Source organism: Micromonospora rhizosphaerae (assembly GCF_900091465.1).
GTDB classification, from domain to species: Bacteria; Actinomycetota; Actinomycetes; order Mycobacteriales; family Micromonosporaceae; genus Micromonospora; species Micromonospora rhizosphaerae.
In genome coordinates, this window is sequence record NZ_FMHV01000002.1 from 6,549,581 (window position 1) to 6,562,628 (window position 13,048).

Sequence of the window (13,048 nt, forward strand, 5' to 3'; positions counted from 1 at the left end):
CGTTCGTCACGGCCCTTCCCCTCATGGCGGTCAGTCGACCAGCGTCCGGCCGGTGAGGTGCAGGAAGACGTCCTCCAGGCTGCTGCGCCGGACCAGCACAGTGGACGGGACGAGGCCGAGCGCGTGCACCTCGGTCAGCGCCGCGTCGCCGTCGGCCACGTAGAGCAGGATCCGGTCCGGCAGCACCTCGGCCCGTTCCCCCAGCCCGTCGAGCTTGCCGGCGAAGGACTCCTGGGACTCGGCGGCGAACCGCAGCTCGACCACCTCCCGGGTGGAGTGCTCCTCGATCAGCGCGCGGGGCGAGCCCTCGGCCACGATCCGGCCGCCGTCCATCACCACGAGGCGGTCGCAGAGCTGCTCGGCCTCGTCCATGTAGTGGGTGGTCAGCACCAGGGTGACGCCCTGCTGCTTGAGCCGGAACAACCGCTCCCAGACCAGGTGCCGGGCCTGCGGGTCGAGCCCGGTGGTGGGCTCGTCGAGCAGGACGATCTCCGGGTTGTTGACCAGCGCGCGGGCGATGGTCAGCCGGCGCTTCATGCCGCCGGAGAGCGGCTCGACCTTGCTGTCGGCCCGCTCGGTGAGCTGGACGAAGTCGAGCAGCTCGGCGGCGCGCTCGCGGGCCACCCGGCGGGGTATGCCGAAGTAGCGGGCGTAGGTGGTCAGATTCTCCCGGACGGTCAGCTCCGGGTCGAGGTTGTCGAGCTGGGGGCAGACCCCCAGCCGGGCCCGGATCGCGGGGCCGTCGCGGACCGGGTCCATGCCGAGAATGCGCAGCTCGCCCGCGGTGGGCGGGGAGATGCAGCCGACCATCCGCATGGTGGAGGACTTGCCGGCGCCGTTCGGCCCGAGGAAGCCGAACGCCTCGCCGGGGCGCACCTCGACGTCGATGCCGTCGACGGCGGTGAAGTCGCCGAACCGCTTCACCAGCCCCCGAGCCTGGATGAGTGGTTGAGCAGTGGTCACCGGCCGACCCTAGCGGGCGGGTCCGACAGCATCGAGCGGATAAAACCACAGGCATTCACGCGGAGCATTGTGGCCAGCCATCCGAAAGCCCCTGCGCCGAGTCACCGCCCCGCCAGTTCCGTCACTTGGCGCAATCATGATCGGCAATGTCCCCATGGCGTACGGGATTCGCGTATCGTGCCCCCTCGTGTCGCCCGTTCGCTCCTCCGACGGTTCTCCCCCGAAACCACGACCCGCCGCGTCGCCGGACCTGACTCCCGAGCGGGCCGCGGTGCCGCTCCCGCCCGACGAGGGGGCGGTCGGTGACCCGACGCGGGTCCACGACGGACCGACCTCCAACGACACCCGGGAGCTCGCCGCCCGGTTCGAGGACGAGAAACCGGGACGCGTCCTATCCGGACCGGTCGGTGCCGTGTTCACCGGGATCACGCTGGCGATCGCGCTGCTCGCGCTCTGGCAGGTCTTCTTCCCGCTTCCGCAGGGCAGCAAGTACTACCTGATCATCTTTCTGGCCGGCGTCCTGCCGATGGTCTTCCTGGCGTACCCGGCGGACCTGCGGCTGCCCAGGTGGCGCCGGCCCGGCACCGACCTGGCACCGGGGCCGGCGCCGGCCGACCCGGCGGAGACGCCCGACGCGGCCGAGCGGGCGGCGCAGGGGCCGACCCCGGCCGACTGGCTGCTGGCCGTCGCGGCTCTGCTGAGCTGCCTCTACCCGGTGCTGCCGGTGACCCTCGGCGCGGGCGGCGGCGGGTACGACGCGTTCCTCGACCGGCAGGGGCTGCTCGTCCCGCTGGACGTCGCGATGGGCACCGTGCTGCTGCTCCTGCTGCTGGAGGCGTGCCGGCGCACCACCGGCTGGATCCTGCCCGCGGTGTGCCTGCTCTTCCTGGCCTACGGCTACTACGGCGGGCTGCTGCCGCAGTCCTGGCCGGTGGCCCACGCCGGGTTGGACTTCAGCCAGCTCGTGGACGCGTTCTACAACTCCGACAGCGGCTTCTACGGCACCCCGCTCGACGTCGCGGCCTCGTACATCGTGCTCTTCACCATCTACGGGGCGGTGCTGGACCTCTCCGGGGCCGGGCGGTTCTTCGTGGAGCTCTCCGCCGCCGCGTTCCGGCGCTCCCGCACGGCCGCCGGGCGTACCGCCGTCGCCTCCGGTTTCCTGCTGGGCACCGTCTCCGGATCCGGCGCGGCGACGACGGTGAGCATCGGCGCGGTCGCCTGGCCCATCCTGCGCCGGGCGGGCTACCCCGCCGAGCGCGCGGGCGGCATGCTCGCCGCCGCCGGCGTCGGGGCGATCCTCTCCCCGCCCACCCTCGGCGCGGCGGCCTTCATCATCGCCGAGTACCTGGGCGTGTCGTACCTCCAGGTGCTCGGCTGGGCGACCGTCCCGACGGTGCTCTACTACCTCGGCATCCTGCTCTCGGTGGAGATCGACGCCCGGCGCTCCGGTGTCCGCCCGGTGGTGCTAGAGACCGCCTCGGCCTGGCGGCTGCTGGCCCGCTTCGGCTACCACTTCCTCTCGCTGATCGTGATCATCGTCCTGCTGGCCCTCGGCCTGTCCGCGACGCGGGCCGTGGTGGCCGCCACCGTGCTCGCCGCCGCGCTGTCCTTCCTGGACCGGCGGCACCGGCTCACCCCCACCCGCCTGGTCGCCGCGCTCAGCGGCGGGGTGCGCGGCGTGCTCGCGGTGACCGCGGTCTGCGCCGCGGCGGGCATCATCACGGCGACCACCACGAAGACCGGCCTCGGCCCGCAGGCGGCCGCGCTGTTGGTCGGCGGGGCGCAGGCGGTCAGCTCGGACCCGGCGGTGGTGCTGGCGCTCACCGCGCTGCTCGCCGCGATCGCGCTCAGCCTGCTCGGCCTGGCCGTGCCGGTCACCGCCTCGTTCGTGATCGGCTGGGTGATCATCGGTCCGGCCCTGCTCAACCTGGGCGTCGCCGCGCCCGCCGCGGCGATGTTCGTCTTCTACTTCGCGGTGCTCTCCGAGGCCTCCCCGCCGACCGCGCTCGCCGCGGTGGCCGCGTCCGCGGTGACCGGTGGCCGGCTGGTACCGACCATGTGGCAGACCCTGCGGTACGCCCTGCCGGCCTACCTCATCCCGATCGCCTTCGTGATCACCCCGGCCGGCCTCGGGCTGCTCGGCATCGGCGGACCGGGGCGGATCGCCGTGGCCGGGGTGGTCGTTGCGCTCAGCGTCGCCGTGCTGGCCGTGGCGGCGGGCGGCTGGCTGCCCGGCGTCGGCCCGGCCGGCGCGCCGGAGCGGCTGCTCGGCGCGCTCGCCGGGCTGACGCTGCTCTGGCTCGAACCCGTACCCGTCACGGTCGGCGCCGTCCTGGCCGCCGCGATGGTGGCGGGTGTGCTCGTACGACGCGGCGTCGCCGGCCGGTCCGGCGCGTCGTCAACACCATCGGTGAACCAGGGGGAGGAAACACAGTGAGACGGATCAACGTGCGGATCGCCGCGGGGATGGGCGCGCTCACCCTCGTCGTGGCGGGTGCCGCCGGATGCGGGGGCCGTCAGGGCGGCGCGGCGAAGGACGACGCCTCCAGCGAGGTCACCTGCAAGGTCACCGAGAGCACCCGGGTCGGCATCGCCACCGGCAACTCCACCGGCGTCTACTATGTGGTCGGCAACGCGCTGGCCGGTCAGCTCTCCGCGGCGACCGGCGGCAAGCTGACCGGCACCGCCGCCGAGACCGGCGCCTCGGTGCAGAACATCGAGCAGCTCGTCGGCGGCCAGTACGACGTCGCCTTCTCGCTCTTCGACACCGCGGTGAACGCGGTGCAGGGCAAGGGCAGCTTCACCGCTCCCCAGCCGGTCGAGGCGCTCGCCCGGATCTACGACAACTACACCCAGGTCGTCGTCCGGGCCGATTCGGGCATCACCTCGGTCGCCGACATGAAGGGCAGGAAGATCTCCACCGGCTCCCCCAAGTCGGGCACGGAGGTCATCGCCAACCGGCTGCTGGAGGCCGCCGGGCTGGACCCGGCCAAGGACATCCAGGCGCAGCGGCTCGACCTGACCAAGACCGTCGAGGGGATGAAGGACGGCAGCATCGACGGCTTCTTCTGGTCCGGCGGACTGCCCACCGGCGGGGTGACCGACCTGTTCACCACCTCCGGCGACAAGGTGAAGTTCATCGACATCAGCCCGTTGCTGCCGAAGATGACCGAGCTCAACCCGGCGTACCAGGCCGGGACGATCCCCGCGGACGTCTACCGGACCCCGGCGGACACCCCGACCATCGTGGTGCCGAACGTGCTGCTGGTCCGCAAGGACCTGGACGCCAACGTCGCCTGCGCGATCACGAAGACGGTCTTCGAGAAGAAGGACGCCCTGGCCCAGGCCAACCCGGCCGCCAAGGGCATCAGCCTGGAGAACGCCCGCAAGACCGACCCCGTGCCGCGGCACCGGGGCGCGGAGAAGGCGTTGCAGGAGCTCGGCGCGAAGTGACCCACCGGTGCCGGGTCCGGCCGTCACGGTCCGGGCCCGGCACCCGCGCGCGGCCTGGTAGCCGCGGCGGGTGAGCCTCAGGCGTCGGCGGGGGCGGTCGAGGCGCGGGCCGCGGCGACCAGCCGGTCGGTCTCGGCGGCCACCGCCTTGTCGTCGGCCGGCGTGCCGGGGTCGTAGCGGACCGTCCAGGTCAGCCCGTCCACGCCGGCCACCCGCCGGGCCGCGATCCGGCCGGCGCCACCGGGCACCTGGTGGTGCGCGGTGTACGCAACGGAGCGGGTGACCCGGGCCCGCACCTGGTGCGGCAGGTCACCCGGGTCGAGCAGGAGGTACGTCTCGGCCGGGCAGTCGGCCACCACCAGGTAGCCGTCCCGCTCGGCGACCCGTTCGGCCGGGGTGACGGTCAGCTCGCGGCCGGACCACACCGCCTTGAGGATGTCGTGCCAGCCCAGCCGCTGTCCCCGGCCGGGCAGCCAGAGCCCGAGGTTGCTGGCCACCAGCACGCCGTCGCCCTCGCCGTTGCCGGCCGCGGCCCAGGCGAGCACCCGCTCGTCGGCCGCGAGCGGCGGCCGGTCGGCGGGCGGCAGCTTCGGTTTGCGGTTGAACAGTCCCATCAGAGGCCTCCCGCGGCCTGCTCGCGCAGCGCCCGCGCGTGCTGCTCCAGCGAGAGCAGCTCCCCGAAGAGCGCGAAGTACTCGTCCTTGCGCTCCACCGGGTTGACCCGCTGGATCTTTGACTTGAGGTCCCGGATCCGGCCGGTCACCGAGCCCCACTGCAACCGGGCCATGGTGACCGAGACGTAGCGCGGGTCGGGCTCGCCGTCGATGCGCAGCGGCTCGACGGCCAACTCGCCGACGAGCGCCCGGGCAGCCAGGTCCTCGCAGGCGTCGCGGACCTGCTCGATCCAGACCGCGCCGGCGGTCGCCGCCGCGGCGCCGCCGACCGCCGCGATGGCGGCGCGCACCGCCACGTGGACGGGGTGGCGGTATTCGGCCGCCTCCACCGCGTCGAACATCGGGCCGGCCAGCACCGGCTCCTGAAGGGCCAGCTTCAGCGCCTCCCGCTCGACCATCGACTGCGGACTGTCCACCGTCGGACCGGGCCGGGCCGGGGCGGGGGCCTCGCCGGCCGGCTGACCCGAGGCGGCGGCCAGCACCGCCCGCTGCACCGGCTCGATCTCCATGCCGAGGTCGCCGGCGAGCTTTCGGACGTACTCCGGGCGCTTCTCCCGGTCCTTGAGCTTCGCGACCAGCGGGGCGGCCCGGCGCATCGCCTCCACCCGCCCGTCGACGGTGTCCAGGTCGTACCGGCTGATCACGTGGCGCAGCGCGAAGTCGACCAGCGGCTCGCGGCGGGCGACCAGGTCGCGAACCGCCAGATCGCCCTTGGCCAGCCGCAGCTCGCACGGGTCCATGTTGTCCGGACTGACCGCGATGAAGGTACGCCCGACGAAGCGCTGGTCGTCGGAGAAGGCGCGCAGCGCGGCCTTCTGGCCCGCGGCGTCGCCGTCGAAGGTGAAGATGATCTCGCCGGCCACCGCGTCGGTGTCGAGCAGCAGCCGGCGCAGCACCCCGATGTGATCGGCGCCGAAGGCGGTGCCGCAGGTCGCCACCGCGGTGGTCACCCCGGCCAGGTGGCACGCCATCACGTCCGTGTAGCCCTCGACGACGACCACCTTGCCCTGCTTGGCGATCTCCCGCTTGGCCTGGTCGATGCCGTAGAGGACGTGCGACTTCTTGTAGATCGGAGTCTCGGGGGTGTTCAGGTACTTCGGGCCGTCGTCGTCGTCGAAGAGCTTTCGGGCGCCGAAGCCGATCACGTCGCCGGTGAGGTCGCGGATCGGCCAGAGCAGCCGGCGGCGGAACCGGTCGATCAGGGTGCCCGAGCGGGACTCCCGGGACAGCCCGGCGGTGACCAGCTCCTGGTGGGTGAAGCCCTGCTGGCGCAGGTGCTTGGTGAGCAGGTCCCAGGCGTCCGGGGCGAAGCCGCAGCCGTACCGTTCGGCGGCGGCCCGGTCGAAGCCGCGCTGGGCGAGGAACTCGCGGGCCGGTCGCGCGCCGGCCGTGGTGAGCTGGGCCCGGTAGAACTCGACCGCGGCGGCGTGCGCGGCGACCAGCCGCTGCTTCTGCCCATGCTGCGGGCGGCTGCGCGGGGCGGCGTGGTCGTTCTCCACGTAGCGGAGCTGGATGCCGGCGCGGGCGGCCAGCCGCTCGACCGACTCGACGAAGCTGAGGTGCTCCGCGTCCATCAGGAACTTGATCGCGTCGCCGCCGGCCCCGCAGCCGAAGCAGTACCAGACGTTGCGCGCCGGGGAGACGTTGAACGACGGGCTCTTCTCGTCGTGGAACGGACAGAGCCCCTTGAGGTTGCCACCGCCGGCGGACTTCAGCGTCACCGTCTCGGAGATGACGTCAGCGATCGAGGTGCGCTCGCGGACCAGCGCGATGTCCTCGTCCCGGATCCGCCCCGCCATGTCCGCCACCTCCTCGGCGTACATCCTGCCCTGTCGGACCGACGATCCGGCGGTCGGGGGACGACCCGTGTGGCGAATGCCGCCCCGGCTCGGCGGTTCCGTCCCGCGGGCCGCCCGGCGTCCGCGATCATCGGAGACTGTGCGACGGGTACGGGCCGGCGGCGCCCCCTCGCCGGGCCGGCTGGCCGCCCGGTTCGCCCTGCCGGCCCCGAGCCGCCCGAGGGGGAAGGCGGGGCAGCGACACGCGACGTGGCTCGAGCTCTTCTTCGACGTGATCTTCGTCTTCGCGCTCGGCGCCGTGGTCGACCGGCTCGGCGACGAACCCGTGCCACGCCCCTCGGCCGTGCTCACCGTGTGCGGCCTCTTCGTGGTGCTGCAGTGGGCCTGGGTGGGCCAGGTCTTCTACGACACCCGGTACGACCCGGACGACACCCCTCATCGGCTGCTGGTGCTGGTCGCGCTGGTCGGTGCCGGAGCGCTCACGCTCGGCGTGCGGGAGGCCCCCGAGGGCGTCCTGCTGCCGGCCGGCTACCTCCTGGTGCGGGGCGTCCTGCTGCTGCTCTACCTGCGGGCCCGACCGACCGGGGCACCGGCCCGCCAGGTGACCGGCATCTACCTGGTCGGTTTCGGCATCGGCTGGGTGATCTGGCTCGCCTCGCTGGCCGTACCGGCGTCCGCCCGGCCGGCCTTCTGGATCGCCGGGATGGCCGTGGAGCTGGCCACGCCCTGGGTGGGGCTGCGCCGGCTGAACCGATCGCCGGTGGACGTGGTGCACCTGCCCGAGCGGATCGGCCAGTTCGCCATCATCGTGCTCGGCAGCACGCTGGCCAACCTGCTGACCGCGGTCCCGGCCCACCCCACGCCGGGCATCATCGGTTCGGCGGCGGTGGCGTTCGCCGTACCGGCCTCGGTCTGGTGGGTCTACACCACCTTCGTCAACACCGGCCTGGCGATGGCCCGGCTGCGCGGCGGGCAGGCCTACACCTACGTACACATCGCGATGAACGCCGGGCTGCTCCTGCTCGGCTGGTCCCTCGGGCAGCTGGTCCGGCAGATCGAGGCGGACGCCCCGACGACCCCGACCGCGCTGCGGGCGGTGCTGGCCGCCACGCTGCTGACCTGGATGCTCTGCGGGCTCGGCCTGAGCTGGCTGGCGGTGCAGCGGCCGGGCGTCCGCCGGCTCGCCATAACCGGGTACGGGATCGCGTCGGTCACGGCGATCGCCGTCGCCGTGGCCCGCCCGCTCCCCCTGCTCGTGCTGCTCGCCATCGCGCTCGTCGGCTACGCGGTGCTGCTCACCCGCCACCTCACCGCCCTCGCGCGAGCGCGCTGACCCGCCCGCCGTCAGGCCGGGCGGCCGACGCCGCCGGCCGCGTCCCCGATCCGGGGGAATGGCTCGATGGAGAAGACCACCTCGACCGGCACCTCGAAGTACGCGGCGATACGCAGCGCCAGGTGCAGGCTCGGCCGGAACTCGCCGCGCTCCAGGTAGCCCACCGTCTGGTAGTGCACGCCGAGGGCGTCGGCGAGCTGCCGCCGGGAGATGCCGCGCTCGGCGCGCAGCACGGCGATCCGGTTGTGCACCGTCTCACTCATCGCCGACCTCTCATACCGCCCGCTGCATGGCGCGCTCCCGGCGTGCGGCGACCCGCGAGCCGGACTCCCGGCGCGCCATCCGGCGCAGCACGACCGGGGCCAGGACCAGCCCGAGCACGGCCCAGATCCCGAGCACGCCGAACATCTCCAGGTGCCGCCAGGACCCGCCGAGTTCCACGGCGGCCATGCCGTCCGGCAGCAGCGCCGAGCGCATGCCCAACCCCAGCCAGTAGATCGGGAAGGCCTGCGCGACGGCCTGCAGCCAGCCCGGGTACCCGTTGATCGGGTAGAAGATGCCGGAGAGGGCGATCAGGCCCATGTTCGGCAGCATGACCAGGCCCAGGTTCCGCGGGTTCTCGATGAGGGAGCCGAACACCGCACCCATCGGCAGTGTGGCGACCAGGCCGAGCACCGCCACCCAGGCCAGCGTGAACCAGGCCGCGGCGCTGGTCACCCGGAGCCCGTCGAGGAAGAAGAGCGCCGGGATCAACTGGAGCGCCATGCTGACCAGTGCCATCGCCGACATCAGGACGAGCTTGCCGATCAGGTAGCCGAGCATCCCGTTCGGGGTGGCCTTGGCCCGCAGCAGGGTGCCGTCTTCCCGGTCGACCACCAGCTGGGAGGCCAGCACCAGCATGCCGCCGAACGCGAGCCCCATGCCGAGGGCGCTGGGCAGCGTACGGGCGCCGAGGGAGAAGGTGGTGCCCGGCACGGTCGAGCCGCGCATGAAGAACATCGCCACCAGCAGGACGAACGTCGGGAAGAAGTAGTTCCAGAGGTCCTGGTAGTTGGTGAAGGTGTTGCGCAGCTCGATCCAGCCGCGCCGCAGGCCGGCGCGGACGGCCACGCTGGTCGGGTTCATCGGTCACTCCCCTGCTGCCAGACCCGGGCCACAGCGCCGGTCCGGGCTCCGGATTCCTGCTCGTACACCAGCGCCATGTAGGCGTCCTCCAGGCTGGCCCGCCGCACCTCCAGCTCCTCGACGCCGTCCCCGTACTGCCGCAGCAGGTCGCGGACGAAGCGGGTGGCGTCCGTCGCGGAGTGCACGAACCGCTCCCCGGCCCGGCTCCACCGGATCTCCACGTCGCCGGCGACCCGCCGGGCCAGCTCGTCCGGTGAGCCGTCGGCGATGATCCGGCCGTCGGCGAGGATGAGGATCCGGTCGGCGAGCTTCTCGGCCTCGTCCAGGTCGTGCGTGGTGAGCAGGATGGTGGTCTCGTCCAGGTCGGCGAGGCGGTGCACCAGCTCGTGGAACTCGCGCCGGGCGGCCGGGTCGAAGCCGACCGTGGGCTCGTCCAGGAACAGCAGCTCGGGGCGGCCGACGATGCCGACCGCGACGTCGAGTCGGCGGCGCTGACCGCCGGAGAGCTGGTGGACCCGGCGATCGGCGTGCGCGGCCAGCCCGACCGCGTCGAGCAGGTCGGCGACCGGCCAGGGGCGGCGGAGCCGGGTGGTCGAGTACGGCGCGTAGAAGGCGCCGACGTGGGACAGCAGGTCCCGGACCCGCCACTTGCCGTGGTCCCGCCAGGACTGGAGCACCACGCCGATCCGGGCGCGCCACCGCTCGTCGCCCCGGCCGGGGTCGACGCCGAGGACGCCGACCTCGCCGGCCGAGCGCATCCGGAAGCCCTCGAGGATCTCGATGGTGGTGGTCTTGCCGGCGCCGTTGGGCCCGAGCAGGGCGAGCACCTCGCCGCGTCGGGCGGTGAAGGTGACCCCGCGCAGCACGTCCACGGTGCCGTACCGCATCCGCAGGTCGCGAACGTCGACGACGAGGTCGTCGTCGGGCGGGCGGGGAGTCGCGCTGACTCCCGGTAGTTCGACCGCGGTCATGGCCATCCCCGAAATTGATGGATCAGTACCGCGGAATGTAGCACCTCTACTACAAGATGGGGTACATCCGCTCCCGGATCAGCGGTTGGCGAGAGGTGGCGTCAGACCGGAAGGGCGACCGACTCCTCGGCCTCGACCTGGGCGTTCCAGGCGGCCTTGCTGACGCGCCAGCCCTCGTCGTCCATGCCGCGCCGCCAGTAGCCGGAGATGGAGAGCGCCTCCCGGGGCACCCCGCGCTCGACGCGCAGCAGCCGGCGCAACTCCTTGACGAAGGTTGCCTCGCCATGGACGAAGGCGTGCACCGCCCCGGGCGGGAAGTCCAGCGCCCGGACCGCTGCCACCAGCGCCTCGCCGACCGGGCGGCCGGCCCGGTGCAGCCAGGTCAGCTCCACCGCGCCGGGACTGGTCAGCGGCAGCTCGTCCGCCGGGCCGTCGACCTCGACCAAGACCTTCGCGGGGGCACCGACGGGCAGGCGCTCCAGGGCGGCGGCGATCGCCGGCAGCGCGCTCTCGTCGCCGGCCAGCAGGTGCCAGTCGGCGGCCGGGCTCGGGGCGTACGCGCCGCCGGGGCCGGTGAAGAGCACCTGGTCACCCGGGCGCAGCCGGGCCGCCCACGGGCCGGCCAGCCCCTCGTCGCCGTGGTGCACCACGTCGACGGTCAGCTCGCCGGCCGCCGCGTCCCAGGCTCGCACGGTGTACGCCCGCAACCGCGGCCACTGCTCGCGGGGCAGGTCCCGCTTGATCGCGGCCAGGTCCACCGGGTGCGGGTAGCTGACGCCGGCCGGCGGGAAGACGAACTTGATGTAGTGATCGGTGTGCGCGCCCACCGGCAGGCCGGCCAGCTCCTCGCCGCCGAGCACCAGCCGGATCAGGTGCGGGGTGGGCCGCTCGGTCCGCAGGACCCGGGCGGCGGTGACCTTCTTCGGGCGCTCCGTCATGCTGCTTAGGCTAACCTAAGTCGCCACCACCTCCCCAGTCGCCCACCCCGGCCCGGCCTGGTCGGCCATCGACCCGCCGTTCAGCGCGGCGGAGGGCCGACCAGGCGGCGGTGCCAGGACGCCGCGGCGGGGTCGGTCAGCGAGGCGACCTGGTCGATCACCACCCGGAGCCGGGCGGCGTCGTCCGGGGCGTCCCGCCACAGCGGCGCGAAGACCGGGTCGAGCGCGTCCGGCGCGCGGTCGACCAGGACGGCGACCAGCTCGGCGAGGATCTCCTGCTGGCTGGCGTACCGGGGCCCGACGCCCGGGCGGCGCATCACGTAGCGCAGTGCGATGCCCTTGAGCAGCGCGCACTGCGCCCCGATCCGCCGGGGCACCACCAGGTCGGCGGCGTAGCGGCGATGCGGGCCGGCGCCGAAGCGCTGCTGGGTGGCGGCCACCACCGTCGAGACGAACCGGCCGATGAGCACGCTGCTGGTCGTCTTCAGCGCCGCCTGCGCCCGGTGGCTGCCGTCGTACGCGGCGAGCGGGGCGAGCACCGGCTCGGCCAGCAGTTCGACCAGCACCTCGCCGAGGTCGTCCGGGGACTCACCGGAGTACGCGGCCGCCACGTCGGCGCAGAGGGCCCGCCGCTCGTCGGCGTCCTCCAGCAGCGGGCTCAGGGTGACGTACCCGCCGTGAATGCCGTCCTCCACGTCGTGCACGGAGTACGCGACGTCGTCGGCCCAGTCCATCACCTGCGCCTCGAGACAGCGCCGGGTGCCGGGCGGGGCGCCGGCGCGCAGCCAGTCGAAGACCGGGCGGTCGTCGGCGTACGCGCCGAACTTGCGCTGTCCGGAGCGGCGCGGCCACGGGTACTTGCTGACCGCGTCGAGCGACGCCCGGGTCAGGTTGAGCCCGGCGGACGAGCCGTCCGGCCCGAGCACCTTCGCCTCCAGCCGGGTGAGCACCCGCAGCGTCTGCGCGTTGCCCTCGAAGCCGCCGCAGCCGGCGGCGAGCAGGTCCAGCGCGTCCTCGCCGTTGTGCCCGAACGGCGGGTGCCCGAGGTCGTGCGCCAGCCCGGCGGTGTCCACCACGTCCGGATCGCAGCCCAGCCGGGCGCCCATCTCCCGGGCGATCTGCGCCACCTCGAGGGAGTGGGTGAGCCGGGTGCGCAGGAAGTCGTCGGTCCCGGCGGTGTGCACCTGGGTCTTCGCGGCGAGCCGGCGGAACGCCGCCGAGTGCAGCACCCGCGCCCGGTCCCGCTCGTACGGCGACCGCCCGTACCCGGTGTCCTTCGGCGCCTCGTCGACCAGGCGCGACGCGTCCACCGCGTCGTCGGGGCGGTGCGCCCCTGGGCCCCCGCTCAACCGCTATCCCCGCGGCCGCAGCACGCAGAACTCGTTGCCCTCCGGGTCGGCCAGCACCGTCCACCCCACCTCGTCGCCCTGGCCCACGTCCACGTGCCGGGCGCCCATGTCGACCAGCCGCTCGACCTCGGCCTCCTGATCGGTCGGGCGCAGGTCGATGTGCAGTCGGTTCTTGGCCCCCTTAGGGTGGGTGACCGGGACGAAGACGATGCCGGGGAGCTGGTCGGACGCCCGCCGGATCTCCACCTCGTCCGGCTTCTCGCTGACCACCTGGTAGCCGAGCGCCTCCGCCCACCAGCGGGCGAGCCGCGACGGGTCCTGGGCGTCGACGGTCAGGTTCTCCCAGACGCTGGTCATGCGGCCACCCTTCCCTGCGGATCCTGAACGAGCGTGCCCAGGTTACGCCGGGGGGCGAAAATCGGCGCACCCGCCGACACCTC

Annotated in this window: 12 protein-coding genes; 3 read left to right on the forward strand and 9 right to left on the reverse strand. The window is 73.5% G+C overall.

The genetic code is table 11. The features are described from left to right. Positions 1-30 precede the first annotated feature (30 nt). Positions 31-963: an ABC transporter ATP-binding protein gene (locus tag GA0070624_RS30765; protein WP_091346734.1), complete on the reverse strand. Its 933-nt coding sequence runs from the start codon at positions 961-963 to the stop codon at positions 31-33. A gap of 271 nt (positions 964-1,234) precedes the next feature. On the opposite strand from GA0070624_RS30765, the gene GA0070624_RS30770 reads away from it, so the two are divergent. Continuing rightward, entirely contained in the window at positions 1,235-3,403 is a 2,169-nt protein-coding gene (locus tag GA0070624_RS30770) for a TRAP transporter permease (RefSeq protein ID WP_091346736.1), read from the forward strand. After that, positions 3,400-4,419 (forward strand): TAXI family TRAP transporter solute-binding subunit, encoded by a 1,020-nt coding sequence (locus GA0070624_RS30775; RefSeq protein WP_091346738.1) that lies wholly within the window; start codon positions 3,400-3,402, stop codon positions 4,417-4,419. Before GA0070624_RS30770 ends, GA0070624_RS30775 begins: the two co-directional genes overlap by 4 nt. A 77-nt stretch (positions 4,420-4,496) precedes the next feature. Here GA0070624_RS30775 and GA0070624_RS30780 read toward each other — a convergent pair whose 3' ends face one another. Further along, the gene (locus tag GA0070624_RS30780) at positions 4,497-5,033 is read right to left on the reverse strand and encodes a hypothetical protein (protein ID WP_091346740.1); all 537 of its coding nucleotides are present in this window, start codon (positions 5,031-5,033) and stop codon (positions 4,497-4,499) included. Further along, positions 5,033-6,916 (reverse strand): DNA primase, encoded by a 1,884-nt coding sequence (gene dnaG / locus GA0070624_RS30785; RefSeq protein ID WP_091346743.1) that lies wholly within the window; start codon positions 6,914-6,916, stop codon positions 5,033-5,035. The genes GA0070624_RS30780 and dnaG overlap by 1 nt, the downstream gene beginning before the upstream one ends. A 115-nt stretch (positions 6,917-7,031) precedes the next feature. Here dnaG and GA0070624_RS30790 point away from each other — a divergent pair, with 115 nt between their 5' ends. Next, entirely contained in the window at positions 7,032-8,225 is a 1,194-nt protein-coding gene (locus GA0070624_RS30790) for a low temperature requirement protein A (RefSeq protein WP_176731937.1), read from the forward strand. A gap of 11 nt (positions 8,226-8,236) precedes the next feature. Here the strand turns inward: GA0070624_RS30790 and GA0070624_RS30795 are convergent, their stop codons facing one another. The 6 genes from GA0070624_RS30795 to GA0070624_RS30820 form a co-directional block, all read right to left on the reverse strand. Beyond that, positions 8,237-8,488, reverse strand: a complete 252-nt coding sequence (locus GA0070624_RS30795) for a helix-turn-helix transcriptional regulator (RefSeq protein WP_091346747.1) — start codon at positions 8,486-8,488, stop codon at positions 8,237-8,239. 10 nt (positions 8,489-8,498) lie between these two features. Further along, a complete protein-coding gene (locus GA0070624_RS30800; RefSeq protein ID WP_091346750.1) occupies positions 8,499-9,350 on the reverse strand; it encodes an ABC transporter permease in 852 nt (283 codons plus the stop codon). Continuing rightward, positions 9,347-10,321 (reverse strand): ABC transporter ATP-binding protein, encoded by a 975-nt coding sequence (locus tag GA0070624_RS30805; protein ID WP_091350201.1) that lies wholly within the window; start codon positions 10,319-10,321, stop codon positions 9,347-9,349. Before GA0070624_RS30805 ends, GA0070624_RS30800 begins: the two co-directional genes overlap by 4 nt. Positions 10,322-10,422: 101 nt before the next feature. After that, the gene (locus tag GA0070624_RS30810; protein ID WP_091346752.1) at positions 10,423-11,259 is read right to left on the reverse strand and encodes a siderophore-interacting protein; all 837 of its coding nucleotides are present in this window, start codon (positions 11,257-11,259) and stop codon (positions 10,423-10,425) included. 80 nt (positions 11,260-11,339) lie between these two features. Then, positions 11,340-12,569 (reverse strand): deoxyguanosinetriphosphate triphosphohydrolase, encoded by a 1,230-nt coding sequence (locus tag GA0070624_RS30815; RefSeq protein WP_091346755.1) that lies wholly within the window; start codon positions 12,567-12,569, stop codon positions 11,340-11,342. Between the two features lie 42 nt (positions 12,570-12,611). Next, positions 12,612-12,965 carry a VOC family protein gene (locus tag GA0070624_RS30820; protein ID WP_091346757.1) on the reverse strand — a complete coding sequence of 118 codons (354 nt, stop codon included), beginning with the start codon at positions 12,963-12,965 and terminating at the stop codon, positions 12,612-12,614. Positions 12,966-13,048: the final 83 nt, after the last annotated feature.

Bases quoted from the DNA above. Each gene is read 5' to 3' on its own strand.
- GA0070624_RS30780 (WP_091346740.1), bottom strand. From the start codon at position 5,033: ATGGGACTGTTCAACCGCAAACCGAAGCTGCCGCCCGCCGACCGGCCG.
- dnaG (WP_091346743.1), bottom strand. From the start codon at position 6,916: ATGTACGCCGAGGAGGTGGCGGACATGGCGGGGCGGATCCGGGACGAG.
- GA0070624_RS30795 (WP_091346747.1), bottom strand. From the start codon at position 8,488: ATGAGTGAGACGGTGCACAACCGGATCGCCGTGCTGCGCGCCGAGCGC.
- GA0070624_RS30800 (WP_091346750.1), bottom strand. From the start codon at position 9,350: ATGAACCCGACCAGCGTGGCCGTCCGCGCCGGCCTGCGGCGCGGCTGG.
- GA0070624_RS30805 (WP_091350201.1), bottom strand. From the start codon at position 10,321: ATGACCGCGGTCGAACTACCGGGAGTCAGCGCGACTCCCCGCCCGCCC.
- GA0070624_RS30810 (WP_091346752.1), bottom strand. From the start codon at position 11,259: ATGACGGAGCGCCCGAAGAAGGTCACCGCCGCCCGGGTCCTGCGGACC.
- GA0070624_RS30820 (WP_091346757.1), bottom strand. From the start codon at position 12,965: ATGACCAGCGTCTGGGAGAACCTGACCGTCGACGCCCAGGACCCGTCG.